Annotated in this window: 17 protein-coding genes; 16 read left to right on the top strand and 1 reads right to left on the bottom strand. The window is 51.5% G+C overall.

The window, feature by feature from the left end:
- Positions 1–109: 109 nt before the first annotated feature.
- Positions 110–1,738 carry an SGNH/GDSL hydrolase family protein gene (locus QZ177_RS01380; protein WP_294175266.1) on the bottom strand — a complete coding sequence of 543 codons (1,629 nt, stop codon included), beginning with the start codon at positions 1,736–1,738 and terminating at the stop codon, positions 110–112.
- A 118-nt stretch (positions 1,739–1,856) separates the two neighbouring features.
- Here QZ177_RS01380 and cobO point away from each other — a divergent pair, with 118 nt between their 5' ends.
- From cobO to QZ177_RS01300, 16 genes are all read left to right on the top strand, one after another.
- Complete coding sequence (gene cobO / locus QZ177_RS01375) at positions 1,857–2,396, top strand: cob(I)yrinic acid a,c-diamide adenosyltransferase (RefSeq protein ID WP_006192354.1); 540 nt, start codon at positions 1,857–1,859, stop codon at positions 2,394–2,396.
- Positions 2,397–2,492: 96 nt separating this feature from the next.
- Positions 2,493–4,145 (top strand): dihydroxy-acid dehydratase, encoded by a 1,653-nt coding sequence (gene ilvD, locus QZ177_RS01370; RefSeq protein WP_294175265.1) that lies wholly within the window; start codon positions 2,493–2,495, stop codon positions 4,143–4,145.
- 15 nt (positions 4,146–4,160) lie between these two features.
- Positions 4,161–4,643 carry a tRNA (cytidine(34)-2'-O)-methyltransferase gene (locus QZ177_RS01365; RefSeq protein ID WP_294175264.1) on the top strand — a complete coding sequence of 161 codons (483 nt, stop codon included), beginning with the start codon at positions 4,161–4,163 and terminating at the stop codon, positions 4,641–4,643.
- Positions 4,644–4,759: 116 nt separating this feature from the next.
- Positions 4,760–5,635, top strand: coding sequence for a UDP-N-acetylmuramate dehydrogenase (gene murB / locus QZ177_RS01360; protein WP_294175368.1), 876 nt, complete (start codon positions 4,760–4,762; stop codon positions 5,633–5,635).
- Positions 5,636–5,820: 185 nt separating this feature from the next.
- Positions 5,821–6,273 carry a ribosome maturation factor RimP gene (gene rimP, locus QZ177_RS01355; protein ID WP_294175263.1) on the top strand — a complete coding sequence of 151 codons (453 nt, stop codon included), beginning with the start codon at positions 5,821–5,823 and terminating at the stop codon, positions 6,271–6,273.
- An 18-nt stretch (positions 6,274–6,291) separates the two neighbouring features.
- Positions 6,292–7,434: a transcription termination factor NusA gene (gene nusA, locus QZ177_RS01350; RefSeq protein ID WP_294175262.1), complete on the top strand. Its 1,143-nt coding sequence runs from the start codon at positions 6,292–6,294 to the stop codon at positions 7,432–7,434.
- A 1-nt stretch (position 7,435) separates the two neighbouring features.
- Positions 7,436–7,726, top strand: a complete 291-nt coding sequence (locus QZ177_RS01345) for a YlxR family protein (RefSeq protein ID WP_009645930.1) — start codon at positions 7,436–7,438, stop codon at positions 7,724–7,726.
- 19 nt (positions 7,727–7,745) lie between these two features.
- The gene (gene infB / locus QZ177_RS01340; protein ID WP_294175261.1) at positions 7,746–10,202 is read left to right on the top strand and encodes a translation initiation factor IF-2; all 2,457 of its coding nucleotides are present in this window, start codon (positions 7,746–7,748) and stop codon (positions 10,200–10,202) included.
- 15 nt (positions 10,203–10,217) lie between these two features.
- Positions 10,218–10,577 (top strand): 30S ribosome-binding factor RbfA, encoded by a 360-nt coding sequence (gene rbfA, locus QZ177_RS01335; RefSeq protein WP_265071565.1) that lies wholly within the window; start codon positions 10,218–10,220, stop codon positions 10,575–10,577.
- Positions 10,578–10,582: 5 nt separating this feature from the next.
- Positions 10,583–11,539, top strand: a complete 957-nt coding sequence (locus tag QZ177_RS01330; RefSeq protein ID WP_294175260.1) for a bifunctional oligoribonuclease/PAP phosphatase NrnA — start codon at positions 10,583–10,585, stop codon at positions 11,537–11,539.
- Entirely contained in the window at positions 11,539–12,420 is an 882-nt protein-coding gene (gene truB, locus QZ177_RS01325) for a tRNA pseudouridine(55) synthase TruB (protein WP_294175259.1), read from the top strand. The genes QZ177_RS01330 and truB overlap by 1 nt, the downstream gene beginning before the upstream one ends.
- A 29-nt stretch (positions 12,421–12,449) precedes the next feature.
- Positions 12,450–13,415 (top strand): bifunctional riboflavin kinase/FAD synthetase, encoded by a 966-nt coding sequence (locus QZ177_RS01320; RefSeq protein WP_294175258.1) that lies wholly within the window; start codon positions 12,450–12,452, stop codon positions 13,413–13,415.
- Positions 13,396–14,151, top strand: coding sequence for a WecB/TagA/CpsF family glycosyltransferase (locus QZ177_RS01315; protein WP_294175257.1), 756 nt, complete (start codon positions 13,396–13,398; stop codon positions 14,149–14,151). Before QZ177_RS01320 ends, QZ177_RS01315 begins: the two co-directional genes overlap by 20 nt.
- A 95-nt stretch (positions 14,152–14,246) precedes the next feature.
- Complete coding sequence (locus tag QZ177_RS01310; RefSeq protein ID WP_009645926.1) at positions 14,247–14,900, top strand: phosphatidylserine decarboxylase family protein; 654 nt, start codon at positions 14,247–14,249, stop codon at positions 14,898–14,900.
- Positions 14,885–15,586, top strand: coding sequence for a CDP-diacylglycerol--serine O-phosphatidyltransferase (gene pssA, locus QZ177_RS01305; RefSeq protein WP_294175256.1), 702 nt, complete (start codon positions 14,885–14,887; stop codon positions 15,584–15,586). Before QZ177_RS01310 ends, pssA begins: the two co-directional genes overlap by 16 nt.
- A gap of 37 nt (positions 15,587–15,623) precedes the next feature.
- Positions 15,624–16,895, top strand: coding sequence for a glycosyltransferase family 2 protein (locus tag QZ177_RS01300; protein WP_294175255.1), 1,272 nt, complete (start codon positions 15,624–15,626; stop codon positions 16,893–16,895).
- The last annotated feature ends 30 nt before the right edge of the window (positions 16,896–16,925 follow it).

Genomic DNA, 16,925 nt, shown 5'->3' with positions numbered 1-16,925 from the left:
TCTTTTTGACAACAAAGGAAGCACTCATAAATTCAGTCGCCCGTATTCACATATCCGAGCGATTTCATTAAGAACGCCCCATGGCCGTCGCGTGACCATGGGGCGTTCCTTATTGTCGCAGTAAATCTCGCCGACGGTTGATGATCTCCGCCATGAGCATTTTGCCGCGAATATCGGGATGAAGGCCGTCTACGGAAAGCTCCGGCGCCATGACAGTATGATTCGCATCATAGAAGTAAGGTTCCAGATCGACGTAATACTTCTGGCTGCGGATATAAGCATTGACTCGTGCAAGTTTTTGCTGCCACAGAGGATCTGTATCCGCATGGAAGGCGCTGCGGATATTCTTCGGGTTGATGGGCATGAGCGTGAGGAAGATCGGTCGGATGTCGTTCGCCTCACACTTCTTTTTGATAGCGTCGAGATCGGAGATGATTTGTTCGGCGCTGATTTCTTCGGCTCGCAGACTGTTCGATCCGGTGAGTATCAAAAGGTTGTAGGGATGGAAGTATAGAACGTCTTTCTCAAAACGGAGCATCGACGTATGCGCCGTATCGCCGCTTCGTCCAATGTTGACAGTGGGAAAATCAAGGTAGGTTGTGAAACTATACTCAAGGTCAATGGGAGAAAATGACAATGCTCCGCCGCCATGCGTAATACTGTCGCCGAAAGCGGCGGCAAAAATGCGACTATTTTTTTCTTTTACAGTAAATTTCTCCACGTCCGAATATGTGCCGATCGTATTGCCATTTGCGTCAATCGCACGCACGCGCCAATAATATTCTCCGGCATAGGGACGCGGGTATTCGTCGTAACAGCTGAAGGCGCCTTCAACCTTTTGCGCCCATTGACGATTTTTGGCAGGCTGCGTATTGTTGTTTTCGTCGGCTGCAGGAGGAGTGACCATAAGCTCAACTTCATAATTCTCACAGCCGTTCAGAGGTATCCATTGATAAACGGGATAAACAGGTTCTGTCGCATTTGGCATTTGATCGAAGTTGTTGATCAAGGGTTTCATTGGCAGCGGTTCATCGGCCTTGATATAAATCGGCTCAGCCTCGGAGAATTCGCCAATCGTTTCATGGTGGAAGCCAAGCGCGCGCACACGCCAATACAAGATGCCCGTCGCGCCATTTACAAAAGGTGTAAGATCGACCTGATAGCCATTTGTAAATATCTGCTTCGTACTGTAAAGATGATTCTTGCGCGACATTGCTGTACCGCCTTCGGCGTCGGGCTTGTCCGAGAGAATTTCCAGTTCGTAGCAGACGGCTCCGGGAATGCTGTGCCAGACGAGGAACGGCTTGCGGCTTGCCGGATGGTCTTTCGTGTATTCGAAGATGGGACGCGGCCGCAGCGGCTCTTTGAAATTTGGATTTTCAACGACATTGGAAGGAGGTGTGAGTTGCCCGAACATCCCGAATGCCGTGATGCGATAATACATGGGAATCGGCGTCGCGGGCATCTCGTAGGAAGCCTTGAAGGTCAACTCAGACTCAAAGGCATGATATTCCGGCTCGCCTTCAACAAGTCCCGTCGTCTTGGAAAGCGCTTCGATTCGATAGAAGCATGGATAGGGAAGCCTTTTCCATGAAATCACGACATGGTCGCCCTTGTTTTCAAAAATTGGGTCGAACGGTATGTTGCGCAAGCCGAGCACATCGGTTTTCTCCGTCAAAAAAATACAGAGAAAAGTAAAGAATAAGATGACGAAGGTAAACAAAAGAAATTTTTTCATAACAGCACCACAAAAAGGAAATAAAGGTTATAATAATAACTAAAGTATTAGTATACCATGTTTTTACTTTGCGGAATAGACAGACGAGAAAAAACTTATGCGTTAAAGGAGATCTGTGATGAAAAGAAAAGGACTTGTTCTCGTGCACACGGGTGAGGGAAAAGGGAAGACGACGGCGGCAATCGGTCTTGCTGTGCGCGCTTGGGGGGATGGCTTTCGCATTCTGATTTTGCAATTTATCAAGGGAAGCTGGAAGTATGGCGAACTTTCCGCGCTCAAGGCTCTTGCCGAAATTGACGGGCGCATAGAAATCCGTCCGACAGGCATAGGATTTACAAGGAACGCTTCTTCAGAAGAAATGGCGGTACACAGGGAAAAAGCGCGGACGGCACTGCAGGAAGCCTTAACGGAAATGACGAGCGGGCAATGGGACATGATCATCCTCGATGAAATCAATTATGCCTTGAACTTCGGTTTGCTTGAGGAGCAGGAGGTATTGGAACTTTTATCGCAAAAACCCACAGAGCTTCATCTTGTATTGACGGGGAGGCACGCCTTGCCGGCCATCATCGACTGCGCTGATCTCGTGACGGAAATGAGACTCATAAAGCATCCGTTTCAGAAGGGCATACGTGCGCAAAAAGGAATTGAGTTCTAAGTCTTGATAAACTTCTTGAATGTAAAGGCAAATTGCGATAAAATCTAGGGTATGTTTCGTGAAAAATTGTGTTTTTTATAGATAGGCGGGATACTTATGAGAAGTGATGTTGTAAAAAAAGGGGCGACGCGCTGTGCGCATCGATCCTTGTTCCATGCGATGGGCTACGGTCCTGAGGATTTGCAGAAGCCGCTGATTGGCATTTGCAACTCATTTAATGAGGTGATTCCCGGGCATATCCACTTGCGCGAGATTGCTGCGGCGGCGAAGCTCGGTGTGGCTGCCGCTGGCGGTACGCCGCTGGAGTTTCCTGCCATCGGTGTTTGCGACGGCATTGCCATGGGGCATACGGGAATGAAGTATTCGCTCGCCAGCCGCGAACTTATCGCCGACTCCATCGAGTCCGTGGCAATGGCATCGGGCTTTGACGGACTCGTGCTCATTCCAAACTGCGACAAAGTCGTGCCCGGCATGTTGATGGCGGCGGCACGCTTGAATATTCCGGCGATCGTCGTCAGCGGCGGACCGATGCTCGCGGGACGCTTCCACGGACAGGATGTCAGTGTCAGCCAGTCTTTTGAAGCGGCAGGCAAATTTGCCGCAGGACTCATCGACGAAAGCGTCATGGAAGAGCTTGAAGAGCAGGCATGTCCGAGCTGCGGTTCCTGTGCTGGACTTTTTACGGCAAACACGATGAACAGTTTGACGGAAGTTCTCGGCATGGGGCTGCCGGGCAATGGCACGATTCCCGCGGCTTATACGGGAGCGCGCAGACTCTTGGCGAAACGTGCCGGCGCTGTCATCATGGAACTCATCAAAAACGATGTGAAGCCGCGTGACATCATGACGCGCGAGGCCTTTGAAAATGCCATCACGGTGGATATGGGCGTGGGAGGCTCTTCGAACACCGTGCTTCATCTGACTGCCATTGCCCATGAGGCCGGTATAGAGCTTCCGGCGCCGCTCTTCGACGAAATCAGCCGCCGCACGCCGTATCTGACGAAGCTCAGTCCAGCAGGGAAGCATCACATGCAGGATCTCAATGAGGCGGGCGGCTTGCCCGCCGTCATGAAGGAGCTTTCGCGCAAGGGACTCATTCATCTCGACGCTTTGACCGTCACGGGCACGGTGGCAGAGCGCATTAAGAATGCGAAGATCGTGCGCCCCGATGTCATCCGCACGGTCGATGACCCTTACCGCAAGCAGGGAGGCCTTGCAATTTTGCAGGGGAATCTGGCACCGGACTACGCCGTTGTCAAAGCGTCAGCTGTGGCTGAAGATATGCTCGTCTATAAGGGAACGGCGAAGTGTTTTTCCTCGGAGGAGACCGGCGTCAACGCCATCATGGCTGGAGAGATTCACGACGGTGATGTCGTCGTCATCCGCTACGAAGGCCCTAAGGGCGGCCCTGGCATGCAGGAGATGTTGAATCCGACGGCCGTCATCACAGGCATGGGGCTGAAGGTGGCACTCATCACGGACGGACGTTTCAGCGGGGCGAGTCAGGGAGCCTGCATCGGGCATATCTCTCCTGAAGCCATGGCGGGAGGTCCCATCGCGCTTATCGAAGACGGGGACATCATCGCGATTGATATTCCCAATCGCTCGCTGCGCTTGGAAGTCAGTGATGACGAGCTTGCGCGGCGCAAGGCAGCATGGAAGAAGCCGGAGCCGAAGATTAAGACGGGCTACCTCGCTCGCTACGCCAAACTCACGACATCGGCGAGCACGGGCGCTGTTCTGCAGTAAGCACGGGAGGCATTCTTGCATATCGTTTTGATTGAGCCGGAGATCCCCGGCAACACGGGAAATATCGCGCGTCTTTGCGCTGTCAGCGGTATAGAACTGCATCTCGTCAAGCCTTTGGGATTCTCGGTCGAGGACAAGTATCTGAAGCGTGCGGGACTCGATTATTGGCACTTGGTGAAGGTGCATTATCACGAAAATTTCTCCGAGGTTCTGCGTCTTTTTGCTGGCCGGCAATTTTATTACTGCTCAAAAAAAGCGCCTCGATCTTACGACGCCGTATCTTATGCGGAAGATGATCTACTTGTTTTCGGCAAGGAAACTGCGGGAATTCCTGAAACTCTGCTTGAAGAGCACTGGGAAGACTGCATTCGCATTCCCATGCGTCCCGGAGCACGTTCCTTGAATCTTTCGAGCGCCGCTGCCATCGTGGCCTATGAAGCCATGCGCCAGATCGGCTTTCCAGGACTTGACTCTTCTGGGCACTGGCATGAAAGTTGAGGAAAGCGTGATGGGAAAAGTATCTTGTTTACAGTTACGAGAAGAAAACGATTTTGAGATGGGGCTGAATAGATTTGCAAAGCAATCAGAAATTTGTTGACGAGATTCGCAGTCGAATGGCACCAGAGCATATCCTCTTAAATGAACCGATGAAGGATCATACGACATTTCGGATCGGCGGGCCGGCGGACTGCTTGATCTTGCCTGCATCCATGGAAGATGTGGCGTTCGTTTTCCAATGTTTGAAAAGACATGACATTCCCTTTGTGATTCTTGGCAATGGATCAAACGTGCTCGTATTGGACAAGGGGATTCGCGGAGCCGTCATCAAGTTTAATTCTCCGATTTCTACCATTCGGAAGAAGAAGAATACACTTACGGCAGGGGCAGGTGCGCTTCTTCGTGATGTATCGGTATTTGCGGCTGAAAACAGTCTTTCCGGCATGGAATTTGCCTGTGGTATACCAGGAAGCATAGGTGGAGCCGTATTTATGAATGCCGGGGCTTACGACGGAGAAATGAAGAACATTGTTTCTGCGGTTCGCGCGATTTCTCCAAAAGGGGAGATCGTGCAGTTTGCGGCAAATGAATTGGATTTCGGCTATCGTCACAGCATATTTCAAGAGAACGGCTGTGCAATCTGTGAGGTTGACCTGACTCTTGCACCAGGCAATGCAGAGGAAATCAAAGAAAAGATCGCCGGTTTCACCGAGCGCAGGGAAAGCAAACAGCCATTGGAGATGCCAAGTGCCGGCAGCACGTTCAAGCGCCCCGAAGGACACTATGCGGGAACTTTGATTGAACAGACAGGACTCAAGGGCTTCACTGTCGGCGGAGCGCAGGTTTCTGATAAACATGCAGGATTCGTCGTGAACGCAGGAGATGCTACGGCGAAGGATGTGCTGGAGCTTATCCGGCAAGTACAAGACCGTGTCTTTGAAAAGCATCACGTCAAGCTGTTTCCCGAAGTTCGTATCTTGGGGGAAGCGTAACGTAACGTAAATCCGGTTTGCATAGATTTCACTGTTTACATTTCTTTCGATTGATGGTAAAATGACAAGAGTCAATTTAAGTCGTTTGTATGAAGAGTGGGCGTTCGCCCACTCTTTAATCTTATGCACAAGAGCCCGTTTAACACAACGGGCTGCAATATGCGCGGCAAAAGAGGAGGGCTTTTGTGGCAAAACACATAGAAGAGGCCGTTGAGGCTATCGTACAAGAGATCGTTCAGGATTCCAATTTGGAAGTTGTCGATGTCGAGTATGTCAAGGAGCGCGACTGGTATTTGCGCGTCTACCTCGATAAAGAAGGCGGCATTGAGATTGACGACTGTCAGAGGGTCAGCGAAACGCTTGAGCAGATTCTTGATGAAAAAGATTTGCTGACGGAGGCGTATATCCTCGAAGTATCATCTCCAGGACTCGACCGCGTCTTGAAAAAAGCGCGCGACTTTGAACGCGAGCAGGGGAAAGCAGTAGATGTGACATTCTATGCGCCTGTCAACAGCAAAAAGACGTGGGTGGGAACGCTTACAGGATACGACCCGGGAAAGAATGCTATCGTGCTGGATGGGGAAAAAGAATTGTCTTTGGAAAAAATAGCACAGGTGCGTCTGCACATAGATTTTTAAGCATTGGGAGGAAGAGCTTTGGCCAGCAGGAAAGAGAAGGTAAAGAAGAAGGATAACGACGGGGACTTTTTGGAAGCCGTACATGCTTTGGGAAAGGAGCGGGGCTTGGAAGCCGAGGTGCTTTTCGCCGCAATCGAAGCGGCTCTGAGTTCTGCTTACCTGAAAGACTTTAAGACTGCCGAACAAGTGCGCGTCGCCTTGGATCGCATGACAGGAAAATACCACGTTTATGCAACGAAAACCGTCGTTGAAGAGGTTGAGGACGACGCCCGACAGATTTCTCTTGCAGATGCGCGCGCCATCAATCCCAATTATGAGGTTGATGACAAGATCGAACTGGAGGTGACTCCTGCAACGTTCGGGCGCATTGCCGCACAGACGGCGAAGCAGGTCGTCGTGCAGCATATCCGCGAAGCGGAACGCGGCATCGTCTATGAGGAATTTTCCAATCGTGACGGCGATATCGTCACGGGTCGTGTGCAGCGCGTAGAAGCAAAGAATGTATTCATCGACCTCGGCAAAACGGAAGCTGTTCTCACAGCGACAGAGCAGATCCCGGGGGAAGAGTACCACCACGGCGATCGCATCAAGGCATATATCATCGAGGTCTGCAAGACGGTCAAAGGGCCGCGGGTTCTCGTATCGAGAACGCATCCAGGGCTTTTGAAGAGGCTTTTCGAGCTTGAAGTTCCCGAGATTCAAGAAGGTGTCGTGGAAATCAAGTCCGTGGCGCGCGAGCCTGGCATGCGCTCAAAAATCGCCGTCTATTCCAAGGACGAGAATGTCGATCCCGTAGGCTCCAGTGTCGGTCATAAAGGGATGCGCGTGCAGGCGATCGTCGATGAGCTGAGAAATGAAAAAATTGATATTGTCAAGTGGAATCCTGAACCTGCAAAGTTCATCGCGAACGCCTTGAGCCCTGCAAAAGTCATTTCCGTGGCAATCAATGAAGAGGCGAAGGAGTCACGTGTCGTGGTACCCGGCTATCAGCTTTCTCTTGCCATCGGCAAGGAAGGACAGAACGTCCGCTTGGCGGCCAAATTGACAGGCTGGAAAATCGATATCAAAAATGAAGAACAGGCGGCGGCAGAGACGCTCGATGATTCCATGAGCGTCATCGAGGTGACAGGCGAGGAATCCTTTACGGCTGAGGGCGTCTGACATGAAAGGTCAGAAAAAGATTCCGGAACGCATGTGCTTGGGCTGTCGTACGGTTCATCCGAAAAAGGATATGATTCGTGTCGTCCGAAGCCCAGAAAATGTATATTCCGTAGATATGACAGGCAAAAGCCCTGGACGGGGAGCATATATTTGCCGAAACGAAGAATGTTTCCGCCGTGCGGAAAAGGAGCATGGCTTTGAGCGGGCTTTCAAGAGCAAGATGGAAGACGCTATATACGAGACGCTGAGAAAAGAAATTTTCCAAGATGAAGCGGCGTCTAAAGAAAGCTGATATCAGCGGGGGTGGATCGATGTCGAAGTATAGAGTTTATGAATTGGCAAAAGAGTTCCATACGGAAAGCAAAGTTGTCCTTGATATTTTAACACGCAATAAATTCCGTGTGGCAAACCATATGAGCAGCGTTGGCGAAGAGGAGCGGGCGGTAGTTGCACGCGCTTTTGCACCGAAGAAGACCGTCTCTGACGCACCGAAGGCGCCTGTAGCGGATGCAGCAAGAAAAGCGTCTCAAAATAAGCCGAGACAGCAAGTCCAAGGCCAACCGCAAAAGAACGCGAATGACCGCAGACAGAATCGCAGCAGCAACGGCTCTGCTCCTGCTGCTGCGACGAACCGCCCGCGTCAAGGCAGCGCACCTCAGCAAAAACGCGGACAGGGAGCGGCCTCCTCAAACGGCTCCAACGCAACGAAGCGACCTTCGCAGGACAAGCGCGGCGGCAATACCAACCAGCGCAACAACAACGCACAGGGCAGCAATCGAAATCGCAGCGGCAATGCCGCAGGTGCCGGCATTGCGAATAATGCGGGCGGTTGGAATAATCGCGGCGGCGCCAACAATCGCGGCAAGTTTGGCAACAAGAACAATCGCGGCCGCAACAACCAACGCCAGAAGCAACAAGCTCCCAAAGTGGAGATCGCCCATCCGACGCACATCAAGGTTGGCGAGAGCATTGCCGTCAAGGATCTTGCGAGCAAGATGAGCTATACGGCGACCGAAGTCATCAAGAAGCTCATGCTCATGGGCATCATGGCGACGATCAACCAGGAAATCGACTATGAGACAGCGGCGCTCGTTGCCATCGAATTCGGCGTCACCTGTGAGGAATTGCCGCCTGAGACGGATCCAACGGAGATTCCCGAGATCGAGGATGATCCCAAGTCGCTCGTCGTTCGTCCGCCGGTCGTAACCGTCATGGGACATGTCGACCACGGCAAGACGTCGCTCCTCGATGCCATTCGCAAGACATCCGTTTCGACGCACGAGGCGGGCGGCATCACACAGCATATTGGTGCATATCAGGTCATGTGTCAAGGGAAGAAGATTGTCTTCCTTGATACGCCTGGCCATGAGGCGTTCACTGCCATGCGCGCGCGCGGCGCACAGGTTACGGACATCGCGATCCTCGTCGTCGCCGCAGACGACGGCGTCATGCCGCAGACCGTCGAGGCCATTAACCATGCCAAGTCGGCGGGCGTGCCCATCATCGTCGCGATCAACAAGATCGACAAGCCCGGAGCGAATCCCGAGCATGTGAAGCAGGAGCTGTCCGAGCACGAGCTCATTCCTGAGGACTGGGGCGGCGATACCATCATGGTGCCTGTTTCCGCAAAGCAGAAACAAGGTATAAACGATCTTCTTGAAATGGTTCTCCTTGTCGCTGAGGTCAAGGAACTCAAGGCAAATCCGAATCGTGATGCGCGCGGTGTCATCATTGAAGCGCAGCTTGACAAGGGTCGCGGTCCGGTCGCGACCGTCCTCGTGCAGAACGGTACGCTGCGAATCGGCGATTCCATCATCGCCGGCACGACCTTCGGCAAAGTTCGTGCGATGATCAATGATCGCGGGGAGAACGTGAAGAAGGCAGGGCCGTCCGTCCCCGTAGAAGTACTCGGTCTTTCCGATGTTCCTGAAGCGGGAGACGTGCTCGCATCGCTTGACGAGAAGCTCGCACGCTCCATTGCAAGCAAGCGCATCGAAAAGAAGCGCACCGAGCTCATCCGAAGCAAGAAAGTCTCTTTGGATGACCTCTTCCAGCAGATTCAGGACGGCAACATCAAGGATCTCAACATTGTCATCAAGGCCGATGTGCAGGGTTCTGTGGAAGCATTGGCAAACTCCTTGCTCTCACTCAATAAGAACGACGAAGTGCGCGTCAATATCGTGCATTCCGGCGTCGGCGCCGTCAATGAGTCCGATGTCATGCTCGCCGCTGCCTCCAACGCGCTCATCATCGCATTCAACGTGCGTCCTGACGCCAACGCCCGTCGTGTGGCGGATGCGGAAAGCATCGATATCCGTACATATCGCGTCATTTACGATGCGTTGAACGATGTCAAGGACGCCATGTCTGGCATGCTCGCACCGAAGTATAAGGAAGTCGTGCAGGGCAAGGTGGAAATCCGCCAGGTCATGAAATTCTCCAAGGCGCTCGTTGCAGGCTCCTATGTCCTCGAAGGAAAGATCACGAATTCCTCGAAGATCCGCATCCTTCGCGACAACATCGTAGCGTTTGACGGCGAGCTCGATTCTTTGCGCCGCTTTAAAGATGATGTGAAAGAAGTTGCGGCCGGCTACGAATGCGGCATTACAATCAAGGATTATCGCGATTTTCAGGAAGGCGACATCATCGAGGCGTATACGATGGAAGAGATTGAGACATCCATCACGGAAGCGAACAAAGAAGCTGCAAAGAGACGCGATCAACAGGAGCAGACGAAGAAGGATGCCCCCGCTGAAAACGATGCTTGAAGGATGTGAGAAGAATTGAGCCAGCTTCGCATAGAAAAGGTGCAGGAACTGATGAAGCAGGAAATCAGTCAGATTATCCTGCAGGAGTTGAAAGATCCGCGCATTGGCTTTGTCACTGTGACGAAAGTGGAGATGACTGGAGACCTTCGAGAAGCGAAGATTTTTGTGAGCATCATGGGAAAAGATGAGGCCTTGAAAGATACCTTGCAGGGACTCAAAAGCTCCTTGGGATTCATTCGGCGAGAAATCGGCAAACGCATACGACTGCGCTTTACGCCGGAGATTTCCTTTGCGCTCGACGATTCTCTTGCCTACAGCTCGCATATTCAAGAACTGTTGATGGGATTGAACAGGAACGACAAGACGGAAGAGTGAGAACTATGCGGATTTCATTAAAAGAAGCCGGCACATTGCTTCAGGAAGCGCAGAACATCGTCATTACGGCGCATGTCAATCCCGATGGAGATGCCATCGGATCGTCCTTGGGTGTCATGCACTATTTGCGCGATCTGGGAAAGCAGGTGCGCGTCGTCATCGATGACGATATCCCTAGGAATTTCGCCTTTCTCAATGCCTGTGATATCATCGAAAAGCCGACAGTTGCTGAAACTGGCGAAAAAGAGCCAATCGACCTGCTGCTCATTCTCGATACGAGCATTGATCGCATAGGCGATGTGATGGAGGCCTTTTTGCCGACGCGGATCCTCAATATCGATCATCATGTCACGAATGCTCTTGCTTGTCCGGCGGTCTATCTCGACGCGGACAGCGCGGCAACGGCAGAAATCATCTATCAGTTGCTGCAGGAAATGGATGCAAAAATCACGAAGGACATCGCTATGGCAGTCTATACGGGACTGGCAACGGATACGGGATTTTTCCGCTTTCCCAACACGACGCCCTTCACCATGCGTGCAGCAGCCGACCTTTTGGAACGCGGTGCAGAACCGGGCATCATATCGGAAGCCGTTGAAGCGAAGCCGTTTGTGCGCGTAATCGGCATGGCAAAGGCGCTCGAAGGGGCGGAGCTTCTTTTCGGCGGCAAACTTGCAGGCATCTTTCTCGATCGCACTGCAGCTGAGTCGCTTGATTCCACAGAAGGCTTGATCGACTCTTTGCGCGTCATCGAGGGCACGGATGTTTCCGTTCTCTTGAAGTGGAAAGAGGACGGTGTTTTCCGCATCAGCATGCGTTCCAAAAAAACGAACGTCAGCAAGGTAGCTGCGGCCTTTTCTGGCGGTGGCCACGAGAGAGCAGCTGGCTGTACGCTCAAAATGAATTTTATCGAAGCGAAAAGGACAATTCTCGAAGCGCTTGAGAAAGCGATGGAAATGTGATGGCAGCGGGCTTTCTCAATGTGCTGAAGCCTCCAGGCATGTCCTCGCATGATGTTGTGGGACAGGTTCGCAAAATCTTCCATACGAAGCGTGTGGGGCATGCGGGAACCCTTGATCCGGGCGCCGCAGGCGTCCTGCCCATCGCTCTTGGCAATGCTGCGCGGCTTGTCGAGTACATGTCCTCAACCGATAAATCTTACCGGCTGGAGTTGCTGCTTGGCTTTTCTACAGACACGGGCGATGACAGCGGCAAGATCATCGAGTGCGTGGAAGACTTCACCTTGCCGAAACGAGAGGAACTGCTTGCCTCTTTGCAAGGTTTTCTCGGCGTCATCCAACAGCGGCCTCCCGTTTATTCAGCAATTAAGCTGCAAGGGAAAAGGGCGTATCAGCTTGCACGCGAAAATCAGACCGTAGAGATGCCCTTGCGGCAAGTGACGATTCATGCTTTGCGCCTTGTTGCATTCCATGCTTCACGCATCGTTCTCGATATGGACTGCTCAAAAGGCACTTACGTGCGCAGTTTTTGCCGCGATTTTGGCGAAAGCATAAAGATTCTCGCCACGATGGGATTCCTGCTGCGCACGCGCGTCGGCAATTTTCATCTGCATGACGCCTTTTCCTTGGAAGAGCTTGCACGCTCAGGTGAAGCGGCGCTTCTTCCTGCGGAGAAGGCCGTCGAGCATCTGCCGCGCTTCGACATGCCGGAACATCGCATCACGGCTTTCGTCAACGGACTCTCGACGGGCAACATAGATTTCGATGCCAAGGAAAGTATCCTGCGTGTCTATGGGAGAAACCGCTTCCTTGGCATGGGACGCTATGAGGCGGCCAAGCGAGAGCTTTATCCACTCAAGGTCTTTCGAGAGATGTCGGATTGAAGGCGTTTTGATTACAGGGAGTTTGATCCATGCTGCGATTTTCAAAAATCAAACATCTATCCGATTCCTACCAAGGAATCGTCATTGCACTGGGAACTTTTGACGGCGTCCATATCGGACATCAAAGCATATTGCAAAGAGCGAGGGAACTTGCAGCTGACATCCATGGCGTCAGTATGGCGTTTACTTTCCAGGAACATCCGCTCTCTGTCATTTTCCCCGAGCGCGCTCCAAAGATGATTCGCAATACAGCGTCAAAGGAAGCAATCATAGAAAAGCTCGGCGTGGACATCCTCATGAATGTTCCTTTTACGAAGAATTTCGCAGCTATATCAGCTACAGGTTTCCTCAAACTGCTGCAGGAGAATTTTTCCCCTGCTTATGTCGTCGTGGGCGCGAATTACACCTTCGGCTTCCAAGGAACAGGTGATTCTGCATTCTTGCAGCAGCGGGGGGAAGAATTTGGCTTCGTATCCCGTATTGGAAATTCCGTGCTGCGTGATGGGAAGATGGTAAGCAGCACTCGAATCCGCTCCTTGATTGCAGAGGGAAATCTTGATCTCGTCAATCAATATTTAAAGTGGCCGCTTGACTATACAGGCATTGTTACTTACGGAGAGCAGCGCGGGCGCAAGCTTGGCTTCCCGACCGCCAATATTGCCTTGGACGATTCTTATGCGCTTTTGCCGAACGGCGTCTATGCTGTCCGCGTGCATTTCAACGATGCTGTTTATCCGGGCGTCGCCAATATCGGCTCAAATCCTACCTTTGAAGAAGTGGAGCGTCGTTTGGAAGTTCACCTTATGCAATTTAACGGCAATCTTTATGGCCAGGAAATCTGCGTGGACTTCTTGGGAAAACTCCGTGACGAAAAGAAATTTCCCGATGTAGACGTGCTGGTGGCACAAATTCATCGCGACATCGAACAGGCGCAGCATTTTTGGGATATGCCCGTTCATGTGGGAGGTATGCCGTATGTCGAAAAAAAAGGTTGATATTTTAGGCGTACATGTCGATTCACTGACGATGGGCGAGGCAGTCAAAAGGATTCAAACCTTTATCGAAGAAAGAAATTCCGTCCTCATCGCTACGGCGAATGCAGAAATGCTCATGCGAGCAACGTATGATCGCGAGCTAAAAAACATCTTGAACGATGCTGCCCTCGTCGTACCCGACGGTGCGGGGACGGTTTGGGCTGCACACCATCTCGGGCATCTCATGCCGGAACGTGTCGCAGGCTACGATCTTGCCCAAGAACTTATGCGCAAAGCTCCTCAGAAGGGGTATCGTCTGTTCTTCTTCGGCGCTGCTCCGGGCGTTGCAGAAAAGGCAAAGACGAAAGCGGAAAAACTCTATCCGGGCATTGAAATTGTCGGTGTTCGGAACGGCTTTTTCTCCTCAGATGACGAACCTCAGATTCTGCGTGAGATTCAGGAGGCGAAGCCTGACATACTGCTCGTCGCATTGGGCGTTCCGAAGCAGGAGAAGTGGCTTGCCGCACATTTGCACGAACTTGCCGTTCCTGTATCCATGGGCGTCGGCGGCACTTTCGACGTTATGGCGGGCGTCATGAAGCGTGCGCCGCACTGGATGCAGAAAGCGAAGCTCGAATGGCTCTTTCGCGGGGCTATGCAGCCGAAGAGAGCGGGGCGGCTCATGGCATTGCCGCGCTTCGTATTCAAGGTCATGGCATACAAAAAGAGTGGACAAAGAAAGGGCGCTCGTCTATAATTAGTAAAAGAAGTTTTCTGATATGCTGAATCTGCAGAGATGCTGAGTATCTGCAGATTCTTGTGTTGCATAGATATTGTATGGAGGTAATGCCTATGTCGATATTCCCGGTTGTTCGCGAGGGATATGTCTTCATCCTCAGTGCCCTCGTTCTCGGAGGGATTCTCGGATTGGCAGTGCATCCGTATCTTGCAATACCGCTTGTCGTTCTTGCTTTTTACTTTGCTTACTTTTTCCGCAATCCGAAGAGGGAGATTCCCTCAGATCCCCTTGCCATCGTTTCCCCGGCAGATGGAACCGTACAGGAGGTCGTCTCGCTTGATGACGATGATTTTCTCAAGCAGCGGTGTAAAAAGGTCGTCATTTTCCTCTCCGTATTTGACGTTCATGTGAATCGCAGTCCCATCGAGGGCGAAATCAAGATTCAAAAATATGTTTGCGGCCGATTCAAACCAGCTTACAAAGATTCCGTGGGATTTGAAAATGAACGTCATATGATCGGCATAGAAAATCCGCGTCTGCGCGTAACGGTCACGCAGATTGCCGGTATCTTGGCGCGACGTATCGTTTCTTGGGTCACGCTGGACGATGTACTGGAAAAAGGAGAACTGTACGGATTGATCCGCTTCGGTTCGTGTACGGAACTCGTCGTGCCCGAGGAAGTGGAGATCTTTGTAAAGAAGGGCGACAAAGTGGTCGGCGGCGAAACCGTGATCGGGAGGCTCAGTGAGACATGTATAAAAGCTTGATTCCCAATATATTGACTTCAGCCAATCTTGTACTAGGTTTTTGTTCGATTCTTTCCACATACAACGCCAATTATACTTGGAGCACCGTATTCATCCTGCTTGCACTTGTCGCCGACGGCTTGGATGGAAGGGCGGCACGCTTCTTCGGCGTGAGCAGTGAGATTGGCAAGGAGATGGACTCTCTGTGTGACCTCGTTTCTTTCGGCGTCGCGCCAGCTTTTCTCGCCTATACCTACTGTCTCAAGGATCTCGGTTACTTTGGCTGGGCGGTTGCCATTGCCTTCGCCCTTTGCGGCGCTTGGCGCTTGGCTCGTTTCAATGTGAATGTCGCCGTCGTGCACGGTTTCTTCATGGGGCTTGCAATTCCAGCGGGAGGCTGTCTCATTGCAACGGCTATCTGGTTTTTTCGTTCCATTGGCATGGAGACGTCATCCCTTGAGCCTGCATTTCCTCTCGTGATGATCGTCGTTGCCTACCTGATGATCAGTGAGGTGCACTATCCGGATTTCAAGGGGAAGGGAGAAAAAATCTTTCTTGCCTCAAAAATCTTCGCCGTACTCTTTTTTGCTGCGATCCTTTTCCTCGGACGCGAAGCAATCGTGAGTGCTGTTCTCTTTGCCGTTTTCAGCACATACTCTGTCTTTGGTCTTTTCAATTTCAGCTTGTCGCTGCTTTTTCGGAAATAAGACATCATTTGTCGCGAAATAAAGGGGAAAGACTTTTATGAATCATGTGTTTGACATCGTGATGGTTCCTTTGCAGGTCATCATACTCTTGTTTACACTGTACTACTTTTTCATCGGTTTCTGCGGCATGTGGCGCAGAAAGGAAAGCAAGATCCTGACGCCGAAAAAAACCTTCGCCGTCATTATCGCGGCGCACAACGAAAGCGCTGTCATAGGGCAGCTGCTGCAAAATCTACAATCGTTGGATTATCCAAAGACACTTTACGATGTCTTTGTCATCGCCGACAACTGCGACGACAATACGGCAGAAATTGCACGCGGTTACGGCAGCATCGTCTGTGAAAGGACGCATCCGACGAAAAAGAGCAAGGGCTTTGCCATAGAATGGATGTTCGAGCGCCTCTTCAAGATGGAAAAGAAATACGATGCCGTCGTCGTTTTTGATGCGGACAATCTCGTACACCCGCGTTTCCTTATAGAAATGAACAACCGACTTTGCAAGGGTGATCGCATCATTCAAGGATACCTTGATGCCAAAAACCCTTACGATACATGGGTGGCGGGGACATTTGCCATCGCTTTCTGGGTCATCGACCATATCAGTCATTTGGCAAAGACGAACATCGGGCTTTCCGCTGTGCTCGGCGGTACGGGCATGTGCATTACGACGGATGTCCTTGAGCGCTACGGTTGGCGTGCCACATGCCTGACGGAAGACATGGAATTTACGATGAAGTCCTTGGCGGAAGGAATCAAGACGACATGGGCGCACGACGCCATTGTGTACGATGAAAAGCCGCTAACCTTCATGCAGTCATGGCGACAGCGCAAACGTTGGGCACAAGGACAATTCGACGTGGCGCATCGCTACATTCCGAAGATGCTGCGAGAGGGAATCAAGCGTCGTGACATACGCATCTTGGATGGTTGTCTCTACCTCCTGCAGCCACACTTCTTGATGATCTCCACCTTCTTCATCGTTATCAGCTACATACAATCAGCATTTCCGCCGTTCTACACGAACATCTACAATATCATTCCTTCCCAGCTCATGACGGCGATCATGCTCGGTCAATACATCTTGCCCATGATCATCCTTCTCAAGATTCAAGTCAAATGGAAGGCTTGGTTCTACATGCTGCTTTACCCCGTATTCATCTATTCGTGGGTGCCCATCATCTTCCTCGGCTTCATCCATAGAAACGAACATGAATGGAGTCATACGCAGCATACGCGAGCCATGAGTTACGACGACATCGTTGGTAACGTAAAGAATACGACGATGGGACGCGATGTATCCAATCAATAAGCATTGACAGGCTGCCGCAATCTCTGCGGC

The organism is uncultured Selenomonas sp., from assembly GCA_905372355.1.
GTDB lineage: Bacteria > Bacillota > Negativicutes > Selenomonadales > Selenomonadaceae > Selenomonas.
This window is presented reverse-complemented; position numbering and strand designations above follow the sequence as displayed.

Bases quoted from the DNA above. Each gene is read 5' to 3' on its own strand.
- QZ177_RS01380 (WP_294175266.1), bottom strand. From the start codon at position 1,738: ATGAAAAAATTTCTTTTGTTTACCTTCGTCATCTTATTCTTTACTTTT.
- cobO (WP_006192354.1), top strand. From the start codon at position 1,857: ATGAAAAGAAAAGGACTTGTTCTCGTGCACACGGGTGAGGGAAAAGGG.
- ilvD (WP_294175265.1), top strand. From the start codon at position 2,493: ATGAGAAGTGATGTTGTAAAAAAAGGGGCGACGCGCTGTGCGCATCGA.
- murB (WP_294175368.1), top strand. From the start codon at position 4,760: ATGGCACCAGAGCATATCCTCTTAAATGAACCGATGAAGGATCATACG.
- QZ177_RS01345 (WP_009645930.1), top strand. From the start codon at position 7,436: ATGAAAGGTCAGAAAAAGATTCCGGAACGCATGTGCTTGGGCTGTCGT.
- infB (WP_294175261.1), top strand. From the start codon at position 7,746: ATGTCGAAGTATAGAGTTTATGAATTGGCAAAAGAGTTCCATACGGAA.
- QZ177_RS01330 (WP_294175260.1), top strand. From the start codon at position 10,583: ATGCGGATTTCATTAAAAGAAGCCGGCACATTGCTTCAGGAAGCGCAG.
- truB (WP_294175259.1), top strand. From the start codon at position 11,539: ATGGCAGCGGGCTTTCTCAATGTGCTGAAGCCTCCAGGCATGTCCTCG.
- QZ177_RS01320 (WP_294175258.1), top strand. From the start codon at position 12,450: ATGCTGCGATTTTCAAAAATCAAACATCTATCCGATTCCTACCAAGGA.
- QZ177_RS01315 (WP_294175257.1), top strand. From the start codon at position 13,396: ATGTCGAAAAAAAAGGTTGATATTTTAGGCGTACATGTCGATTCACTG.
- QZ177_RS01310 (WP_009645926.1), top strand. From the start codon at position 14,247: ATGTCGATATTCCCGGTTGTTCGCGAGGGATATGTCTTCATCCTCAGT.
- pssA (WP_294175256.1), top strand. From the start codon at position 14,885: ATGTATAAAAGCTTGATTCCCAATATATTGACTTCAGCCAATCTTGTA.
- QZ177_RS01300 (WP_294175255.1), top strand. From the start codon at position 15,624: ATGAATCATGTGTTTGACATCGTGATGGTTCCTTTGCAGGTCATCATA.